Here is an 18,873-nt window from a genome sequence, read left to right on the forward strand (position 1 = left end):
ATCAGGTCGCCGAGACGCCGATCCGGCCCTCGCGGAAGGCGTCGACGAAGGTGGCGTGGTCGGCGCGGACCTGCTCGGCGTAGCGGCGCCCGAAGTCGACGACCCAGGCGACGAACTCGTCGTCCCTTCGGTCGATGGCCTCGACGATCGCGTCCTCGACCTGGAACTCCACGAGGTCCTGCTCGCTGTCCTCGTCGGAGGCGCAGTGGATCTTCGCGGTGGCGCGGCCGAGCAGGTCGACGACCTGCTCGATGTCGGAGGGCTCGTTGAGCAGCGACCAGTCGAGGTCGACCTCGTAGGGGGAGACCTCCGAGACGACGTAGCCGACGCCGTCGAGGTCGGTGTAGCCGAGCATCGGGTCGGTGTGCACCTGGAGGGCGCGCTGGCTCACGACCGTGCGGTGGCCCTCGTTCTCGAAGTAGGCGTCGATGTCGGTGGTGTCGACGAACCGGCTGATCGCCGGGGCGTTGGCCTGCTTCATCGAGAGCAGGACGTCGTTGTCCAGCGCCTGGCTGTAGCCCTCGACGAGCACGCTGTAGGCGGGCAGGCCGGCGCTGCCGATGCCGAAGCCGGACTTGCCGGCGACGTCGCGGAGGTCGTAGAAGAGCTCGCGCTCGGCGCGGCGCCGCGGGGGGATCGTGGCGAGGTAGCGCTCGAAGGCCTCCTCCACCGCGGCCCGTTCGTCGTCGTCGAGTCGGCGGATCGTGGGGTCGTCGTCGCGGAAGGAGCGGGTTCCGTCGACCTCGCGGGTGTTCGCGTCGAGCAGGTCGGCGCGCCGTTGGCGCCGGGCGGTGACCAGGGCGTCGTGCACGGGGCCGTCGGTGTTGTCGAGGTGGAGTGCGAAGTCGTCGGTCTCGCTGTCGACGTACTGGCGCACCTGGTCCAGGTAGGCGCGCAGATAGCGCTCGGTGAGCGCCTCGACGTCCTCGGCGGGCAGAGCCTTCTGCCAGCCGACCAGCGCCAGCGAGGCGGCGAACCGACGCAGGTCCCAGGTATAGCTGCCCAGGTAGGCCTCGTCGAAGTCGTTGATGTCGAAGACCATCCGGCCATCGGAGTTGAGGTAGGTGCCGAAGTTCTCGACGTGCAGGTCGCCGTGGACCCAGATGCGGCTCGCGGCGCCATCGGCGAACGGGTCGTCGGTCTCCGCGCCGCGGATCACGTCGTAGTAGTAGAGGCAGGCGGACCCGCGGTAGAACGCGTGCGGATCCCGCGCCATCGTGCGGTACTTCGCGCGGAACGCGGCGGGTGCGGCCTTCATCAGGGGCGCGAAGGCCTCCTCGAGGACGCCGACGATGACGTCGCGGCGGTCATCAGAGCTCATGGGAGGAGCATTTCACGCCAGCCGATCCGACGATCAGGTTGTTGGCAGATTCGCCGGGACATCGTGGACGACGATCACCCAGGAAGGATCTGCCGATGCCCCCGCGCCCCCACCTCCATGATGCTCTCGGACACCGACGCGCCGCACAGCTGCGGGTACGCCAGACCCGGATCACCTTGGTCGCGGGTGCATCGATCGGCGCCGTCGCCATCGCGGGCGGGCTGCTCGCCCAGTCGCTCACCGCGCCGACCGTGGCGACCCCGAGTCCGACCGTCCAGGACGGGGTCTCGGGCCCGGTCGGGTCCGACCCGGTCGGGTCTGGCCTGGTCGGCTCGGGTCTGGTCGGCCGGGGCCTGCTCGGCTCGGGTGGCAACCCTCAGGCGCACGCCACGACCAAGGGCTCCTGATGCCGACCACGATGAGTCCTGGTACCCGCACGTGGAAGCGTTGGACGACGACCTGTCGGCTCGTCGTCACCGACGTGACCCGCACCGCCCGCGCCTACGACCTGGCCAACCGGCTGATGGGCCGGATCGAGTCGGCGATCGACTGCTACTCACCCACGAGCGAGATCAGCCGGCTGACCGCGGGCACGCACGAGGTGTCCGCGCTGCTGGCGAGCGTCCTCGACGCCGCGCTCGACGTCGAACGGGCGACCGATGGTCTCGTCACGCCGGTGCTCGGTGCCTGGCCCAGGTCCAGGTCCAGGATCCGGCTGGACGGCTCGATGCTCACCCTGGGAGCCGGCATTCGGCTCGACCTGGGCGCGACGGGCAAAGCCCGGGCAGCCGACCTGATCGCCGATCGGATCCACCGCGAGTGCGGGACCGGCGTGCTCGTCTCGCTCGGCGGCGACATCGCCACCGCCGGTGGGCCGATCGGCGGTTGGCAGGTCGCGGTCCAGGACGCCGAGGACGACCCGGCACTCACCGTGAGCCTGGCTGCCGGGGCGGCAATCGCGACGTCGAGCACGCTGCACAGGCAGTGGCGCGACGAGAGAGGACACCTCGGGCACCACCTTCGCGATCCGCGTACCGGCACCAGCGCACGGACGCCGTGGCGCACCGCCACCGTGGTGGCGCCCACCTGCCTGGAGGCCAACGGGGCGGCCACCGCGGCTCTGATCCGTGGGGTCGAGGGCCCGGAATGGCTTCGTCGAGCCGGCCTGCCGGCTCGCCTGGTCGGCATCGACGGTCGGATCGACACCTTCCACGGTTTTCCGAGCGAGATGAAGGCAGTCTCGTGAGCGCCGTGGCCGAGCAGGCCCTGTGGGCGCTGGGGAGAGGGACCGGCGTCGTGGCGCTGGTGCTGATGACGATCAGCGTGGTCCTCGGCATCGCGACCCGGTCGGGCCGCGAGATCGCCGGCTGGGGACGCTTCGGCGTGAACGAGATCCACCGCGCGGCGGCCCTGATGGCGACCGGACTGGTCGTCGTCCATCTCGGCAGCCTGCTGCTCGACCCGTACGCCCAGCTGCGCTGGTTCGACGTCGTGGTGCCCTTCGCCGGCCGCTTCCGACCCGTATGGCAGGGGCTCGGGACGCTCGCGGTGGACCTGTTGGTGGTCGTGATGCTGACCAGTCTGCTGCGCCGGCATGTCGGTCCGCGGGTCTTCCGCGCCGTGCACTGGGCGACCTATGCGCTGTGGCCGCTGGTGGTCGGGCACGCGATCGGCAACGGCACCGACGGCCGGAGCTGGTGGCTGCTCGCGCTCGCCGGCGTGTGCGTGGTCGCGGTCGGCTCCGCCGTCGCCTGGCGGCTGCTTCCCGGGTTCGCCGACCGCGGCCACCGCGGGGTCCGCATCCCGCGCCAGGTCCCCGCACGAGCGGGGCGGCAGGCATGAGCACCACCATGCCGCAGCGTCCGGTGATCGGTGGAGGTCTGCGAGTGGTCGGCAGCGTCCACGACCGGCTTCTCGCCCACGACGGCTCTCCCGTCCTGGGTAGGCCCGGCCTGGACGAGTTGTCCGAGCTGCTCGCTGCGGCGGCACTGACCGGACGGGGCGGGGCCGGCTTCCCCACGGGCCGCAAGCTCGCGACGGTGGCCGCGCAGCCTCGGCGACCGGCCGTGGTCGTCAACGCCGTCGAGGGGGAGCCCCTGTCCCGCAAGGACGAGACCCTGATCGCGCTCGCACCCGGACTGGTCCGCGACGGCGCCGAGATCCTGGCCGGCGCACTGGGTGCGGGGCGGGTCGTCGTGGCCGTCTCGGACCGGATGGAGTCCGCCGCACTCCGCAGGAGCATCGCCGCGGTGGGCTCTCGCGCACAGGTGCGGACGGTCGCGGGCACGTTCGTGGGCGGCCAGGAGACGGCGGTGGTCAACGTGCTCAACGGGCGTCCCCAGGTGCCGAGTGACCCGGTGCCGCCGACCTGGGAGCGCGGGCTCGAGCGACGTCCGACGCTGGTCGTGAACACCGAGACCGCCGCGCAGATCGCGCTGCTGGTGCGCCACGGTGCTGCGTGGTTCCGCTCGGTCGGTACTGCCGAGGATCCCGGCACCTTCCTCGCCACCGTGTCGGGCAGCAGCACCGAGGTGGTGGCCGACGGCGTCACCGAGACCCCACGCGGCGCCCCGATGCACCAGGTCCTGGGGCTGTTCGGCCTCCGGACCGATCTGGTCAGCGGGGTACTGGTCGGCGGCTACCACGGTGCCTGGCTGCCGGCGTCGGCCCTGAACACCCCGCTCGACGTCGCCGCCCTCGCCCCGTGGGGCGCCGCACCCGGCGCCGGCGTCCTCCATGTGCTCGACCGGCGCCAGTGCCCGATCGAGGCCACCGCAAGCATCGCGGGCTACCTCGCCGGTCAGAGCGCCCGGCAGTGCGGACCGTGCCTCAACGGACTCCCGGTGCTGGCGCACACCCTCGCGCTTCTGGCCGGCCTCCCCGGAGACGCCCGGCGATCGCCGACGCGGGGGAGCCACGACCTGGTCGCCCGGGTCGAGCACCTGACCCGCCTGGTCGAGTACCGGGGAGCCTGCGCACATCCGGACGGCACCGTGCGGATGGTGCGCTCGATGCTGCGCACCTTCGGGGCCCACCTCGAGGGTCATCTGGCCGGGACGTGCCCGCGATGAGCGCCTCGAGGCAGCAGGTGCTGCACGTCGACTGGACCCGCTGCGACGGCCACGGCGCCTGCGCGGAGCTCCTTCCGACCCTCCTGGCGCTCGACCCGTGGGGCTTCCCGATGGCGCGCGGCGACCACGTCCGCGGTGACCCGGTGGTGCCGCCGGGAGAGCGGGCCCAGGCGCGACGCGCCATCGCGGCGTGCCCTCTCCTCGCGCTGCGGCTGCTCGAGGTGCCCTCGCGCGGCCCGGTTCAGCGCGCCGCGTCGGACGCGGCGAGCCGGTGACCGATGCCCGGCTCGGTGAGGAACAGCGTCGGTCGCGACGGGTCGGGCTCCAGCTTGCGGCGGATGCTCGCCAGGTGCACGCGCAGGTAGTTCGTCTGCCGCTCGTATCCCGAGCCCCACACCGCGTGCAAGAGCTCGGCCTGGCGGACCAGGCGCCCACGTCGCCGGGCGAGCGTCTCGACGATCTTCCACTCGATGGGCGTGAGGTGGATGGTCTGGTCGCCGCGCGTGGCGCGGGACTCGGTGACATCGAGTCGCAGGTCGCCGGCGAGGACGACGAGCGCGGGCTCGTCGACGGCGTTGCGGCGGCTGACGACGCGGATCCTGGCGAGCAGCTCCTCGATCGAGAAGGGCTTGGTGATGAAGTCGTCGGCGCCGAGGTCGAGCGCCTCGACCTTGTCGTCCGGCTCGCTGCGTGCGGAGACCACGATCACCGGCACCTCGGTGAATCCGCGCAGCCTGGTCAGGACGTCGACGCCGTCGAGGTCGGGGAGGCCGAGGTCGAGCAGCACGACGTCGGGCATCCGCTCATCGACGATCTGCAGCGCCGAGCGTCCGTCGCCGGCCGTCTCGACCTCGTAGTCGCGCGCCCGCAGGTTGATGGTCAGCGTGCGCAGGATCGCGGGGTCGTCGTCGACCACGAGCACGAAGGTCATGCCGGCTCCTCGGGATCGTCGGGGCGGGGTAGGTCCACGATGAAGGTGAGCCCCCCGGCGGGAGTGTCCTCGGTGGCGATGGTGCCGCCCATCGCCTCGGTCAGCCCCCGGGCCACGGCGAGCCCGAGGCCCACGCCGTCCTTCCTGGGCACGTCGCCGAGGCGCTGGAACGGCGCGAAGAGGCGGTCGCGATCGTGGTCGGCGACCCCTGGCCCGTTGTCGCTGACCCGCAGGATCGCCCGTGGGCCCGCGGCGCCGTCGTCGGTCGCCGCACCGTCGATCCGGATCGCGGCGTCGGTCGGGGTGTACTTCAGCGCGTTCTCCGCGAGGTTGGCGATCACCCGGTCCAGCAGGCCCGGGTCGGCCAGGGCGAGGAGACCGGGGTCGACGTCGACGACGATCCGCTCGCTCCCCGGCAGCGGGGCCAGGGCCGATCGGACGGCCTCCTCGAGCCCCACCTCGCCGGGGCGGGCGGTCAGCGCGCCGCTGGCGATGCGGCTCATGTCGAGCAGGTTGGTCACCAGCGCGGTGAGCCGGTCGGTCGAGTCCTCGATGTTCTCCAGCAGGTCGGCCTGGTCACGCGGCGGGAGGGAGAGGGTCTCGTTGCGCAGCGTCGCCACCGACGCCTTCACCGCCGCCAGTGGGGAGCGCAGGTCGTGGGAGACCGAGGCGAGCAGTGCGGTCCGGGTCCGGTCGGTGTCGGCCAGGCGCAGCCGCTCGGCCTCCGCGGCGGCGGCCCGCTGCCGGTCGGCCATCACCTTGGCGTAGGCGGCGTAGGCGTTGAGCAGGCTGCGCTCGGCGGAGCCCTGCCGGCCGCCGCGCAGGACCAGCACGGTGTCGTCGTCGATCGCCGCCGACACCTCCTCGCCGGACGGCGCGCCTGGGCGATCCCCGACGGCGGCCACGATGTCGTAGCCGGCCTCGGTGCCGTCGTCGCGCCGGCGGAGCACCGCTGCGCCGGAGGCGCCGAACAGCTCGCCGGCCGAGGTGAGCAGGCCGGTGAGGTCGTCGCCGGAGTTGAGCAGACTGTGGGAGAGGACGGTGAGTGCGTCGGCCTCGGCGCGCGCGCGCCGGGCCTCGGCGGTGCGCCGGGCCGAGTGGTCGACGACCGTGGCTACCGCGATGCCGACCACCACGAACAACGCGACGGCCAGGGCGTTGCCCGGCTCGGCGATCGTCAACTGGTACAGCGGGGGTGTGAAGTAGTAGTTGAGCAGCAGGCCGCTCCACAGCGCGGAGACGACGGCGGGTAGCAGGCCGCCGAGGAGGGCGGTCGCCACCACGACGGCCATGAGCACCATCGACTCCGATGGCAGGGCATGGAACTGGGCCGTCGCCTTGAGCAGTCCGGCGAAGGCTGCCGGCGCGAGCACCGCGACGACGAATCCGGCGATCCGCCGCGTGCGCCCCAGGGTCTCGCGCGAGGGCGCCGGACGGCGTCGGCGGGCGTAGTCGTGGGTCACGATGTGGACGTCGTGGTCTCCGGGCGCCGCGATGACCCGGTCGCCGATGCCGGGCCGGAGGGCGGCGGAGATGCGCCCGCGACGGCTGGCGCCGATGAGGATCTGGTTGGCGTTCTCGGCGCGCGCGAACTCCAAGATGGCCACCGCAGGGTCGTCGCCGACGATGGTGTGGAAGGTGCCGCCGAGCTCTTCGGCCTTGACGCGCAGGTCGGCCAGCCGGTCCGGCGGCGCCCCGCTGAGCCCGTCGCGGCGCGTCACGTAGACCGCGAGCCACTCACCGTGGCTGCGGCGCGAGGCGATGCGGGCCGCCCGCCTCATCAGCGTGACCGACTCGGCGTCGCCGGTCACGGCGACGACGATGCGCTCGCGAGTGGCCCAGGTGCGGGTGATCGCGTGCTCGTCGCGATAGGTGTCCATCCCCTCGTCGACGCGGTCGGCGAGCCACAACAGGGCGAGTTCCCGCAGCGCGGTCAGGTTGCCCTCGCGGAAGTAGTTCGACAGTGCGGCATCGACCTTCTCGGGGGCGTAGATGTTTCCGTGGGCCATGCGCCGACGCAGCGACTGTGGGCTCATGTCGACCAGCTCGATCTGGTCGGCCGAGCGGACCACCGCATCGGGGACCGTCTCTCGCTGACGCACTCCCGTGATCGACTCGGTGACGTCGTTCAGCGACTCCAGGTGCTGGATGTTGACCGTGGTGACGACCTCGATCCCCGCCGCGAGGAGCTCCTCGACGTCCTGCCACCGCTTGGTGTGCCGACTGCCGGGCACGTTGGTGTGGGCGAGCTCGTCGACGAGCACCACCGCCGGGTGTCGTGCGAGGACGGCGTCGAGGTCCATCTCCTCCTGCTCGGTCTCCTTGTAGGTGAGCTTCGCCCGGGGCACGACCTCCAGCCCGCCCACCGCGGCGTCGGTACGCGCGCGGCCGTGGGTGTCGAGGTAGCCGACCACGACGTCGGTGCCGCGCTCGCGGCGCCGGTTCCCCTCGTTCAGCATGGCGAAGGTCTTCCCGACGCCGGGGGCGGCACCGAGATAGACCCGGAGCCTTCCTCGGCCGGGCGCGGTGGTCATGGCCTCAGTCTCCACGTGCGGGCAGGCGCCCCCGGACCCGGTCACGCAGGCGCGTCCTCGGTGACCGCGGCGGCGATGGCGATGTTCAGCTCCAGGACGTCGACGACCGGATCACCGACGAAGCCGAGGGCCCGGCCCGAGGTGTGCTGCGCGACGAGCCTGTCGACCTCGGCGACCGGGAGGCCGTTGGCCGAGGCCACCCGATCGGCCTGGATCGCCGCATACTCGGGGGAGATGTGAGGGTCCAGTCCGGATCCGGAGGCGGTGACGGCGTCCGCGGGGACCTCGGCGGCCGGCACGCCCTCGGTGCGCGCGACGTCGGCGCGGCGCTGCTCGATCGCAGCGAGCAGGTCGGGGTTGCGGGGCCCGAGGTTGGTCGGAGCCGATGCCAGCGGGTCGTAGTCGTTGGCAGAAGGCCTGGAGTGGAACCACCGCTCGCCTTCGAAGCTCTGGCCGAGGAGCCGGGACCCGACGACCGCGCCGTCGACCCGGACGGGCTGTCCGTGCGCCCGGTCGCCGAGTGCGAGCCCGACGGCCCAGACGGCGAGCGGGTAGCCGACTCCGAGCACCAGCGTGAACACGAGCAGGATTCGCAGGGCGGCGAGAGACTGGCGGGCGAGATCGATCAAGGCGTTCATGGGTCAGCCGATTCCGGGAAGGCTCGAGACGAGCAGGTCGATGAGTTTGATGCCGGCGAAGGGGATCACGAGCCCCCCGAGGCCGAAGACGAGCAGGTTGCGTCGCAGGACGGTCGTGGCCGAGGCGGCGCGGAAGGTGACGCCGCGCAGCGCGAGGGGGATCAGGCCCACGATGACCAGCGCGTTGAAGATGACCGCCGACAGGATTGCCGACTGCGGCGTGGCCAGTCCCATGACGTTGAGCCGGTCGAGCGAGGGATAGGCGGCCACGAACATCGCCGGGATGATCGCGAAGTACTTCGCGACGTCGTTGGCGATGGAGAACGTCGTCAGCGCGCCCCGCGTGACGAGCAGCTGCTTGCCGATCTCGACGATGTCGATGAGCTTGGTCGGGTCGGAGTCGAGATCGACCATGTTTCCGGCCTCCTTCGCCGCCGAGGTGCCGGTGTTCATGGCGACCCCGACGTCGGCGGCGGCGAGCGCGGGGGCGTCGTTGGTGCCGTCGCCGGTCATCGCGACCAGGCGGCCGCCGTCCTGCTCCTTGCGGATGTAGGCCAGCTTGTCCTCCGGCGTGGCCTCGGCCAGGAAGTCGTCGACGCCGGCCTCCTCGGCGATCGCCCCTGCGGTGAGGGCGTTGTCGCCGGTCACCATCACGGTGCGGATGCCCATCGCCCGCAGCTGCTCGAAGCGCTCGGCCATGCCCTCCTTGACGACGTCCTTGAGGTGCACGACGCCGAGCACGCGCGCGCTTCCGCGGTGCCGCTCGGCGACCACGAGCGGAGTGCCGCCGCTGCGGGCGATCTCGTCGATCGCCGCCGTCGTCTCGGCGCCGAGGTCGGCGCCGACCCACGCACCGACCGCGCTGCCCGCGCCCTTGCGAAGCTCCCGGCCATCGGGCAGGTCGATGCCCGACATCCGGGTCTGGGCACTGAACTCCACCAGCTCGGTGCCGGCCGGCAGCTCGTCGTCCGGTGCACCCGCGTCGCGAGCGAGGTCGACGATCGAGCGGCCCTCGGGGGTCGGGTCGGCGAGGCTGGCGATCCGGACGGCGTCGCGCAGCTCGTCTGCTCCGACGCCCGGGGCGGCGACGAGCCGGCAGGCGCGCCGGTTGCCGTAGGTGATGGTGCCGGTCTTGTCGAGCAGGAGCGTGCTCACGTCGCCGGCCGCCTCGACCGCGCGCCCGGACATCGCGAGCACGTTGACCCGCACGAGCCGGTCCATGCCGGCGATCCCGATGGCGGAGAGGAGCGCCCCGATGGTGGTGGGGATCAGGCACACCAGGAGGGCGACCAGGACGACGAGGCCCTGCGGGGCGCCCGCGTAGTCCGCCATGGGGGCCAGGCTGGCGACCGCGAGCAGGAAGACCAGCGACAGGCTCGCGAGCAGGACCGAGAGCGCTACCTCGTTGGGCGTCTTGCGACGCGAGGTGCCCTCGACCAGTGCGATCATCTTGTCCAGGAAGGTGTCGCCGGCGGCGGCCGTCACCTCGACCAGGATCCGGTCCGAGAGCACCCGCGTGCCACCGGTGACCGCACTGCGGTCCCCTCCGGCCTCACGGATCACCGGTGCCGACTCCCCGGTGATCGCCGACTCGTCGACCGCGGCGATGCCGTCGACGACGTCGCCGTCGCCAGGGATGATCTCGCCGGCCTCGACCAGCACCCGGTCACCGACGGCGAGCTGGGTGCCGGGCACCGACACCGTGCTGCCGTCGGCCTGCACGACGCGGGCCAGGGCGTCGCTGCGGGTGGCGCGCAGGGAGGCCGCCTGGGCCTTGCCGCGGCCTTCGGCCACGGCCTCGGCCAGGTTCCCGAAGAGGACGGTCAGCCACAGCCACACGGCGATGGAGGCGGTGAAGAGGCTCGGGTCGGTGACGGCTGCGATCGTCACCGCGAGGGAGCCGAGCCACACCAGGAACAGCACCGGCGAGCGCCACAGGTAGCGCGGGTCGAGCTTGCGCAGCGCCGCCGGGAGCTGCGCGGCCGCCTGCGCGGCCAGGGATCCGAGTCCCACTCCGCCCGGCGTCCCCGCTCCTCGCGTCCGTCCGACGTCACCGTGCTCGGGCGACGTGCCGGACGCCGGGCCGTCCGTGGGATTGGGGCCGGCCGGGGTGCCTGGGGTGGCCGGGGTAGCTGGGGTGGTCGTGGTCATGCCAGTGCCTCCGCGATCGGTCCGAGGGCGAGTCCGGGGAAGTAGGTCAGACCGGTCATCACGACGATGACCCCGGTCAACACCCCGGCGAACAGTGGTGTGTGGGTGGGCAGGGTCCCGGCGGTCGCGGGGAGCCTGGGTTGCGCGGCGAGGGAGCCGGCCAGCAACAGCACCAGCGCGATCGGGAGGAAGCGGCCCAGGAGCATCGCCAGGCCGATGGTGATCTGGAAGAAGTCACTGGTGACGGTGAGGCCACCGAACGCGCTGCCGTTGTTGTTCGCACCGGAGGTATAGGCGTAGAGCACCTCGCTCCAGCCATGGCCGCCCGGATTCCCCATGGCATCCGGCGTGGAATGCAGCGCGATCGCGGTACCGGACCCGACCAGCACGAGCGCGGGGGTCGTGAGCGTGTACAACGCGACGTAGGTCAGCTGGCGGGTGCCGATCTTCTTGCCGAGCAGCTCCGGTGTGCGTCCGACCATCAGGCCGGCGACGAAGACGGCCAGGATGGCCATCACGAGGATCCCGTAGATCCCCGAGCCCACGCCGCCCGGTGCGATCTCGCCCAGCATCATGTTCAGCAGCACCGCGCCGCCGCCGACCGGGGTGAACGAGTCGTGAGCGGAGTTCACCGCACCGGTCGAGGTCCCGGTCGTCGCCACGGCGAAGAGCGAGGAGGCCCACTCGCCGAACCGCGCCTCCTTGCCCTCCAGCGCCGCACCGGCGGCCCGAGCGGTAGGGGAGTGGGAGCCCGCCTCGGCCCACGTGGTGGTGACCAGGAGGACGACGAACAGGAACGCCATCGTGCCGAGGATCGCCAGGCCCTGCTTGCGGTTGCCGAGCATCGTCCCGACCGTCCTGGTCAGCGACACCGGGATCAGCAGGATCAGCAGGATCTGAAGCAGATTGGTCACGCTGTTGGGGTTCTCCAGGGGGTGGGCGGAGTTGGCGTTGAAGAAGCCGCCCCCGTTGGTGCCGAGAAGCTTGATGACCTCCTGGCTGGCGACCGGGCCCCCGGGCAGGGTCTGCTCCTGGCCGGTGAGGGTGTGGATGCTCACGTCGGAGAAGGTCTGCACGACGCCGCCGACCATCAACAAGACGGCGCCCACGAATGCCAGCGGCAGCAGGATCCGCAGCGTTCCGCGCGTCAGGTCGACCCAGAAGTTGCCGAGCGTGCCGGAGCGCACCCGGACGAAGCCGCGGACCAGCGCGACGGCGACCGCCATGCCGACCGCCGCCGAGAGGAAGTTCTGCACCGCCAGCCCGGCCATCTGCGCGGTGAACCCGAGGGTCGACTCACCGGCGTAGGACTGCCAGTTGGTGTTGGCGACGAAGGAGGCCGCGGTGTTGTAGGACATCCACAGCGGCATGCCCTCCATGCCGCGGTCCAGCGGCAGCCACGACTGGGCCATGAGGATCGCCATCAGCGCCACCAGGCTGACCAGGCTGAATCCGAGCACGCTCAGCAGGTAGGCGCGCGGGCTCTGCTCGGCGTCGGGGCGCACACCGGACACCCGGTACACGAGCCGCTCGACGCGCAGATGCGTGGTGCCGGTGTAGACGCGCGCCATGTAGTCGCCGAGGGGCACGTAGGCCGCGGCGAGCAGCGCGACCAGGGTCGCGATGGACAGCAGACCGGCCGCAGTCGGGGACATCAGAACCGCTCCGGGTGGATCAGCGCCGCGAGCAGGTAGGCCGCGAGGACCAGGACGGCGGCCAGCAGGAGGCCGGATTCGAGACTCATGAGAGCAGCGAAGCGCCTGCCGGGCGGCGCTCGGTCGATCTTGTCGCGGTCTTAACGCGCCTTGACGGGGTATTGCCGGTGCTCGGGCGAGCCGGTGACGTCGTTAGGATCGGGGCCCAGCGATCGGCGGGTGATCCGTCGGCGGTCTCGACCTGGTGAGGACTCGCCTTGGGCGCACATCACCCGCGGCATGCCGCCCCGACGAACCGACGCCTGCGCCGGATCGCGGCGGCGATCATGGCGCCCATCGCGGTGATCACCCTCGCCGCGATGATCTGGCTGTGGCCCTCCGAGGACATCTCGGTCCCCGAGCAGCCCGGCTCGGCCGACCAGCTGAACGGCGAGATCGTCTCGATCGAGCGCGAGCCGTGCCCGCAGCAGCTCGAGGAGGACGTCAACGGCTGCGGCACCACCCGGGTGAAGATCACCAAGGGCGATGCCGAGGGCGAGACCGTCACGGCGCCACTGCCGAACGGACCGGGCGCCCCCCAGATCGCCGAGGGCGATCAGGTGGTGCTGATCACGTCCACCACCCCCGACGGCGACGTGTTCTCCGTGGTCGACCACCAGCGTGGCAAGGGCCTGTGGATCCTCGCGGCGGCGTTCGCCCTGGCGTTGGTCGCGTTCGGGCGGCTGCGCGGGCTCACCGCGCTGTTCGGGTTGGCGGTCACCTTCGGGGTGCTGCTGTTCTTCGTCGTACCGGCGATCCTCGCGGGGGAGTCGCCCCTGCTCATCGCGATCGTGGGATCGGCGGCGATCGCCCTCACCGTGCTCTACCTCACCCACGGCTTCTCGCTCTCGACCACGGTCGCCGTCCTCGGCACGCTGATCAGCTTCGCGCTGACCGGGGTGCTCTCGGCGATCGCGGTGTCGGCGCTCCACCTGACCGGCATCGTCGACGACATCTCGGCCTCGCTCGGGCTCACCCACTCGGTCAACATGCAGGGCCTGCTGCTCGCCGGGATCGTGATCGGCTCGCTCGGCGTCCTCGACGACGTCACCGTCACGCAGGCCGCGACGGTGGCCGAGGTCGCGCACGCGAACCCCGCCTACGGCGTCCGGGAGCTCTACCGGGCCGGCACCCGCGTCGGGCGCTCCCACATCGCGTCGGTGGTGAACACGATCATCCTCGCCTACGCCGGGTCCTCGCTACCGCTGCTGATCCTCATCATCGCCAACAACGAGTCGGTGGGCACCGTCCTGACCGACCAGATCGTGGCCCAGGAGATCGTCCGCAGCGTGGTCGGCACCCTCGGCCTGGTCGCTGCGGTCCCGGTGACCACCGCGCTGGCCGCGCTGGTCGTGCGCCGGGCGGCGACCGAGGATCCGACCACGGAACCGCACTAGGGGTCCCCTCCGTTGGTTCGTCCGAGGTCTCCGTGCTCGGGGTGCGTGACCCGGGTGCGGAGACCCTTGGTGAACCAACGGAGATGACCACCAGCGAGCGCGGACGAAAGCCCGACGACCGACTGCGCGACTGTGCCGCCGGGTCGGCGCATAGGTGCGCCGACGCAACCTGGGTGGTGAGGTGGCCGCGCCCGTAGTCGACCGGCGCGCCTGCGGGCACGGGCTCCGCCCGCGCCGCCGCCTGCGCGGCCACCCCTGCTCGCTCCGCCGTCGCTGACTCGCTCGCGCCTGATTCGCGCGGCTCGCGTTTCCGGGGTCGGTTGCGAGGTTTCGTCGGCGCGGTCCGCGCTCGTTCCTCACGCGTCCCGTTTGCTCAACCTCCGAAGAGTCGCCCCCCGGGCCGGAGGTTGAGCAAGCGAGCGCCAGCGAGCGCTGACGAAACCCCGGCAGCGGACTGCGCGACTGTGGCGGGTTCGTGCTGTGCTCGGTGCATCGACCGGCCTGGGTGGTGGGGTGGCCGCGCGCGTAGTCGACCGACACCCGCCGTCAAGGATCGCCTGCGGCGTCCGCTTCGCGGCGGACTTCGTCCGTCCTTGACTGCGGGTCCCGGTCGGTCGACTCATCCGGCGCGCTGCCGGCACGGGCTTCGCCCGCGCCGCCGCCTGCGCGGCCACCCCTGCCCGCTCCGGGTATGCCGGCTCGCCCGGCTCGCGTTTCCGAGGCCGGTCGGGAGGTTTCGTCGGCGCGGTCCGCGCTCGTTCCTCACGCGCACCGCTTGCTCAACCTCCGAGAACGGCCCACCCGCCGGAGGTTGAGTAAGCGAGCGCAAGCGAGCGCCGACGAAACCCCGGCACCCCCAAAGACTTACTAGAACACACTAGCGAATATCCGTCGGGCGAGGTAGAATCAGACATGGCCGCCACCACCGACACCGGAACCGGGCACCCGCTCGCGGTACTGGTCGCGCGGTTCAAGAAGGACCTAGCCGGCCACGTCGACACCCCGCTCTGGAGCCTGGACGCCGACGACACCGCTGCGCTGCTGGTCGACCTGGCCGAAGTCACCGCCAGCCTCGCCGAGCTCGAGACCCGCACCCTCACCCAGGCCGACGCCCTGGACCTGCCCGGCTCGATCGGCGCCCGGTCGGTCAGCGCGTGGCTGCGCCGGCTGGTCCCGATCACCCCCGGGCGCGCGCACCGCACCACCCGCCTCGCCCACGAGCTCGCGACCCACGAACAGACCCGGGTCGCTGCGGCCGAGGGAAGGGTGCTGCCGGACCAAGCTGCGGTGATCGTCGCGGCGGTCGACGAACTCGACCCCGTACATCGCGACCTGGCCGAGAAGCACCTGATCGCAGAAGCGGCCCATCACGACGCGAGAGCGTTGAAGATCCTCGGCCGTCGCATCCTGGAAGTCGTCGATCCGGTTCGGGCTGACGAGCACGAGGCCCGGCTGTTGGAGGCCGAGGAAGCCCGGGCTCGGAAGCACACGTCGTTCTCGATGTACGACGACGACCAGGGCCTCACCCATGGTCGGTTCACCCTGCCGGTCGCGCAGGGCTCGATGCTCCGCAAGGCCCTCGCCGCGCTCGCGGCACCCAAACACGTCCGCGCCACCGAGGGCGCCGGCTCGTTTGACTACGCCAAGCCCACCCCGCAGCGACTGGGACAGGCGTTCGCCGAGTACGTGGAACGGTTCCCCACCGAGAAGCTCCCCAAGGCCGGCGGGCTCAACGCCACCGTCATCGTCACCATGCAGTTGGACACCCTGCTCGGCGGCCTGAAGGCAGCCCACCTCGACACCAGCACCGACATCTCACCAGGCCTTGCACGCCGACTCGCCTGCGAGGCAGGGATCATCCCCGCCGTCCTCGGCAGCCGCAGCGAGGTCCTCGACCTCGGCCGCACCCGCCGCTTCCACACCCCCGCCCAACGGATCGCGATCGGCCTCGAACAGGTTCACTGCCAAACCCCCGGCTGCGACACCCCCGCAGCGTTCTGCCACGTCCACCACACCCACCCCTGGCAAGAAGGCGGCCACACCAACACCCACGACGCCCGACTCCACTGCCCCTTCCACCACTACCAACTCCACGCCGCCGGTGATGCGCCTCCGATGCGGACGTAGGTCCCTAGGCCCAGGTAGCGACGCTGCCGCAGCAGTCGGCAGGCGCTTCGTCGTCGCTGAACGTGGGGCTGTCGGCGAGGACGGTGTAGATCTCCCAGCGTTCGCCGTTGGGAGCGTTCTCGACCCAGAACTTGTCCTGCTTGGCGTAGCAGCACACGGTGTCGCGCTCGTCGACCGAGGCGAACCCGGCTTCGTGCAGGCGGGTCTGCTCGGCATCGACGCTGTCGGTGTCGGCGACCTCGACGCCGAGGTGGTTGATCGAGCCGCCGTGGCCGGGGTTCTCGATGAGGACCAGTTTCAGCGGGGGCTCGGACACGGCGAAGTTGGCGTAGCCGGCCTCGACCTTGGCGGGGGCGGTGTCGAACAGGGTCGAGTAGAACGCGATCGACTCCGTGAGGTCGTCGACGTTGAGAGCGAGCTGGATCCGGGACATGAATGCCTCCTGGCGAGATATCGATGGTTGTCGATGGTTGTCGATATGGACGTTGCCGCAGACATAGATGTCTGTCAACATAGATGTGTGTCGAAGTCTGCGTTGACGCCGGTTGAGGCGGTCGCCTGCTGCTCGCCCCTGATGACCACCCCTCTGTCTCGGGAGGCTGCCGAGGGCATTGCGCCACTGCTGAAGGCGCTGGCCGATCCGGTACGGCTCAGGCTGATGTCGCTGGTCGCCGCCCATGAGGGCGCCGAGGCGTGCGTGTGCGATCTCAACGACGCCTTCGACCTGTCCCAGCCGACCATCAGCCATCACCTCAAGGTGTTGCACGAGGCCGGACTCCTGGAGCGCTCCAAGCGCGGGACCTGGGTCTACTACCGCGTCAGCCCGGGGGCGGTGGCGGCGGTCGCCAACCTGTTCGGCGGCGCCGGAGCCGAGTCCAAGGCCGCCGGGGCTTGCGGGTGAGCGACACCGTCGACGCGAGCACCGCGGCGTCCGCAGACGAGGCGGTCATCCGGCGTCTCTCGACGCTGGACCGGTTCCTGCCGGTGTGGATCATCGCCGCCATGACCGCCGGGCTTCTGCTCGGCAGGGTCGTCCCCGGCCTCGACGTCGCGCTGACGAAGGTGGAGGTCGGCTCGGTCTCCCTGCCGATCGCGATCGGCCTGCTGGTGATGATGTACCCGGTGCTGGCCAAGGTCCGCTACGACGAGCTGGGCCAGGTCACCTCCGACAAGCGCCTGCTGGCCGCCTCGATCGTGCTGAACTGGGTGCTCGGCCCCGCGATGATGTTCGCCCTCGCGTGGCTGATGCTGCCCGACCTGCCCGCCTACCGCACCGGTCTGATCATCGTGGGCCTGGCCCGCTGCATCGCCATGGTGCTGATCTGGAACGACCTCGCCTGCGGCGATCGCGAGGCCGCGGCGATCCTGGTCGCGATCAACTCGGTCTTCCAGATCATCGCCTTCGCCGGGCTCGGCTACTTCTACCTCGAGGTCCTGCCCGGCTGGCTCGGTCTTCCCGCCACGACCGGTCTCGATGTCTCGGTGTGGGGCATCGCGAAGTCGGTCCTGGTCTTCCTCGGCATTCCGCTGGCCGCGGGATTCCTGACCCGCACCGTGGGGGAGAGGGCCAAGGGTCGCGACTGGTACGAGTCCACGCTGCTGCCTCGCATCGGACCGGCCGCGCTGTACGGACTGCTGTTCACCATCGTCGTGCTCTTCGCCCTCCAGGGCGACACCATCACCGGGCGACCCCTCGACGTGGCCCGGATCGCACTGCCGCTCCTGGCCTACTTCGCGCTCATGTGGGCCGGATCGTTCTTCGTCGGTAAGAGACTCGGGATGACCTACGAGCGCACCACCACCCTTGCCTTCACCGCCGCCGGCAACAACTTCGAGCTCGCCATCGCCGTCGCGATCGGCGTCTTCGGCGTCACCTCAGGCCAAGCCCTGGCCGGCGTCGTCGGCCCCCTCATCGAGGTTCCCGTCCTCGTCGGCCTCGTCTACGTCGCCCTGTGGCTGCGCCGCCGCTACTACCCGGCCACCCGATGACCCGGTACCTGTGCCCCCGCGCGGCCGGGCCGCAGAGGCTCAGGCCAGCTGGTCGGGGAGCCGCTTGGAGATGATCTCCTCGGCCTCGGCGATGATCGAGTCGACGACGTCGGCACAGGTCTCGACGCTGTCGATGAGGCCCTGGGCCTGGCTGGCCCACCACATGCCGCCCTCGACGTCGCCGCCGGCCAGCACCTGCTCGCGGGCCCGCGCGCCGGAGGCGAGGTGGGCGACGTCGGCGAAGGTGGCGTCCGGCCGGGCGCCGATCTCGCGGATCTCCTCGGCCACCGAGTTCTTCGCGACCCGTGCGGTGTTGCCGAACTCGCGGAAGACCACGGTGGTGTCGAGCTCGGAGTGCGCGACGATCCGGTCCTTCACGTTGCGGTGGATCGGCGCCTCGACGGTGGCCTCGAACCGAGTGCCCATGTTGATCGCGCAGGCACCCAGCGCCAACGCGGCGACCAGGCCGCTCCCGGTGGCGAAGCCGCCCGAGGCGATGATCGGGATGTCGAGGACCCGCGCGGCGGCGGGGATCAGCACCAGCCCGGGGACGTCGTCGCTGCCCGGGTGGCCGGCGCACTCGAAGCCGTCGATGCTCACCGCGTCGACGCCGAGGGACTGCGCCTTCAGCGCGTGCCGCACCGCCACGGCCTTGTGGATCACCTTGATGCCGGCGGCATGCAGCGACGGCAGGTGCGGGGCCGGGTTGCTGCCCGCGGTCTCCACGATCTTCACGCCCGACTCGATGATCGCGTCGCGGTACTCGTCGTAGGGCACCGGCTCGATCGTCGGCAGGATCGTGAGATTGACGCCGAAGGGCCGGTCGGTCATCGACTGACAGCGCGCGATCTCTGCGGCCAGCGCCTCCGGCGTCGGCTGGGTGAGGGCGCTGAGGAAGCCGAGCGCTCCGGCGTTCGCGACGCCGGCGATCAGGTCGGCGGTACCGACGGCGAGCATCCCGCCGCACACGATCGGGTGCTCGATGCCGAAGGTCTCGGTGAACTCGTTGTGGAAGGTCAT

At 71.4% G+C, this 18,873-nt stretch carries 18 protein-coding genes; 9 read left to right on the forward strand and 9 right to left on the reverse strand.

The features are described 5' to 3' along the window. Position 1: 1 nt before the first annotated feature. Positions 2-1,321: a DUF2252 domain-containing protein gene (locus tag WMR31_RS07255; protein WP_340538116.1), complete on the reverse strand. Its 1,320-nt coding sequence runs from the start codon at positions 1,319-1,321 to the stop codon at positions 2-4. Positions 1,322-1,416: 95 nt separating this feature from the next. Between WMR31_RS07255 and WMR31_RS07260 the strand changes: the two genes are divergently transcribed. From WMR31_RS07260 to WMR31_RS07280, 5 genes are read left to right on the forward strand one after another with little or no spacing between them, the layout of a single operon-like run. After that, positions 1,417-1,728, forward strand: a complete 312-nt coding sequence (locus tag WMR31_RS07260; RefSeq protein ID WP_340538117.1) for a hypothetical protein — start codon at positions 1,417-1,419, stop codon at positions 1,726-1,728. After that, positions 1,728-2,567 carry an FAD:protein FMN transferase gene (locus WMR31_RS07265; RefSeq protein WP_340538118.1) on the forward strand — a complete coding sequence of 280 codons (840 nt, stop codon included), beginning with the start codon at positions 1,728-1,730 and terminating at the stop codon, positions 2,565-2,567. The genes WMR31_RS07260 and WMR31_RS07265 overlap by 1 nt, the downstream gene beginning before the upstream one ends. Further along, positions 2,564-3,163 (forward strand): ferric reductase-like transmembrane domain-containing protein, encoded by a 600-nt coding sequence (locus WMR31_RS07270; protein WP_340538119.1) that lies wholly within the window; start codon positions 2,564-2,566, stop codon positions 3,161-3,163. The genes WMR31_RS07265 and WMR31_RS07270 overlap by 4 nt, the downstream gene beginning before the upstream one ends. Continuing rightward, entirely contained in the window at positions 3,160-4,392 is a 1,233-nt protein-coding gene (locus tag WMR31_RS07275; RefSeq protein WP_340538120.1) for an NADH-ubiquinone oxidoreductase-F iron-sulfur binding region domain-containing protein, read from the forward strand. Before WMR31_RS07270 ends, WMR31_RS07275 begins: the two co-directional genes overlap by 4 nt. Further along, complete coding sequence (locus tag WMR31_RS07280) at positions 4,389-4,667, forward strand: ferredoxin (RefSeq protein ID WP_340538121.1); 279 nt, start codon at positions 4,389-4,391, stop codon at positions 4,665-4,667. Before WMR31_RS07275 ends, WMR31_RS07280 begins: the two co-directional genes overlap by 4 nt. Here the strand turns inward: WMR31_RS07280 and WMR31_RS07285 are convergent. Genes WMR31_RS07285 through WMR31_RS07310 form a run of 6 tightly spaced genes read right to left on the reverse strand, consistent with a single transcriptional unit; the run spans position 4,634 to position 12,390 of the window. Beyond that, a complete protein-coding gene (locus tag WMR31_RS07285; protein ID WP_340538122.1) occupies positions 4,634-5,323 on the reverse strand; it encodes a response regulator in 690 nt (229 codons plus the stop codon). The genes WMR31_RS07280 and WMR31_RS07285 overlap by 34 nt on opposite strands. Continuing rightward, complete coding sequence (locus tag WMR31_RS07290) at positions 5,320-7,857, reverse strand: DUF4118 domain-containing protein (RefSeq protein WP_340538123.1); 2,538 nt, start codon at positions 7,855-7,857, stop codon at positions 5,320-5,322. The genes WMR31_RS07285 and WMR31_RS07290 overlap by 4 nt, the downstream gene beginning before the upstream one ends. Before the next feature lie 41 nt (positions 7,858-7,898). Continuing rightward, positions 7,899-8,495, reverse strand: coding sequence for a potassium-transporting ATPase subunit KdpC (gene kdpC, locus WMR31_RS07295; RefSeq protein ID WP_340538124.1), 597 nt, complete (start codon positions 8,493-8,495; stop codon positions 7,899-7,901). A gap of 3 nt (positions 8,496-8,498) precedes the next feature. Next, on the reverse strand, positions 8,499-10,646 hold the full coding sequence (gene kdpB, locus WMR31_RS07300; protein ID WP_340538125.1) for a potassium-transporting ATPase subunit KdpB: 2,148 nt from the start codon (positions 10,644-10,646) through the stop codon (positions 8,499-8,501). Continuing rightward, positions 10,643-12,301, reverse strand: coding sequence for a potassium-transporting ATPase subunit KdpA (kdpA, locus tag WMR31_RS07305; RefSeq protein WP_340538126.1), 1,659 nt, complete (start codon positions 12,299-12,301; stop codon positions 10,643-10,645). The genes kdpB and kdpA overlap by 4 nt, the downstream gene beginning before the upstream one ends. Further along, positions 12,301-12,390, reverse strand: coding sequence for a potassium-transporting ATPase subunit F (locus WMR31_RS07310; protein WP_340538127.1), 90 nt, complete (start codon positions 12,388-12,390; stop codon positions 12,301-12,303). Before WMR31_RS07310 ends, kdpA begins: the two co-directional genes overlap by 1 nt. Before the next feature lie 168 nt (positions 12,391-12,558). On the opposite strand from WMR31_RS07310, the gene WMR31_RS07315 reads away from it, so the two are divergent. Both WMR31_RS07315 and WMR31_RS07320 read left to right on the forward strand, forming a co-directional pair. Then, positions 12,559-13,737: a YibE/F family protein gene (locus WMR31_RS07315; RefSeq protein ID WP_340538128.1), complete on the forward strand. Its 1,179-nt coding sequence runs from the start codon at positions 12,559-12,561 to the stop codon at positions 13,735-13,737. A 912-nt stretch (positions 13,738-14,649) separates the two neighbouring features. Beyond that, positions 14,650-15,864: an HNH endonuclease signature motif containing protein gene (locus WMR31_RS07320; RefSeq protein WP_340538129.1), complete on the forward strand. Its 1,215-nt coding sequence runs from the start codon at positions 14,650-14,652 to the stop codon at positions 15,862-15,864. Between the two features lie 4 nt (positions 15,865-15,868). On the opposite strand, the gene WMR31_RS07325 is transcribed toward WMR31_RS07320, so the two are convergent. Further along, complete coding sequence (locus tag WMR31_RS07325; RefSeq protein ID WP_340538130.1) at positions 15,869-16,297, reverse strand: ArsI/CadI family heavy metal resistance metalloenzyme; 429 nt, start codon at positions 16,295-16,297, stop codon at positions 15,869-15,871. 141 nt (positions 16,298-16,438) lie between these two features. Here WMR31_RS07325 and WMR31_RS07330 point away from each other — a divergent pair, with 141 nt between their 5' ends. Next, a complete protein-coding gene (locus tag WMR31_RS07330) occupies positions 16,439-16,765 on the forward strand; it encodes an ArsR/SmtB family transcription factor (RefSeq protein WP_340538131.1) in 327 nt (108 codons plus the stop codon). Then, positions 16,762-17,853 (forward strand): ACR3 family arsenite efflux transporter, encoded by a 1,092-nt coding sequence (arsB, locus tag WMR31_RS07335; RefSeq protein WP_340538132.1) that lies wholly within the window; start codon positions 16,762-16,764, stop codon positions 17,851-17,853. The genes WMR31_RS07330 and arsB overlap by 4 nt, the downstream gene beginning before the upstream one ends. Before the next feature lie 39 nt (positions 17,854-17,892). Here the strand turns inward: arsB and WMR31_RS07340 are convergent, their stop codons facing one another. Continuing rightward, complete coding sequence (locus WMR31_RS07340; RefSeq protein ID WP_340538133.1) at positions 17,893-18,873, reverse strand: NAD(P)H-dependent flavin oxidoreductase; 981 nt, start codon at positions 18,871-18,873, stop codon at positions 17,893-17,895.

The organism is Nocardioides epinepheli (assembly GCF_037936805.1).
GTDB lineage: Bacteria > Actinomycetota > Actinomycetes > Propionibacteriales > Nocardioidaceae > Nocardioides.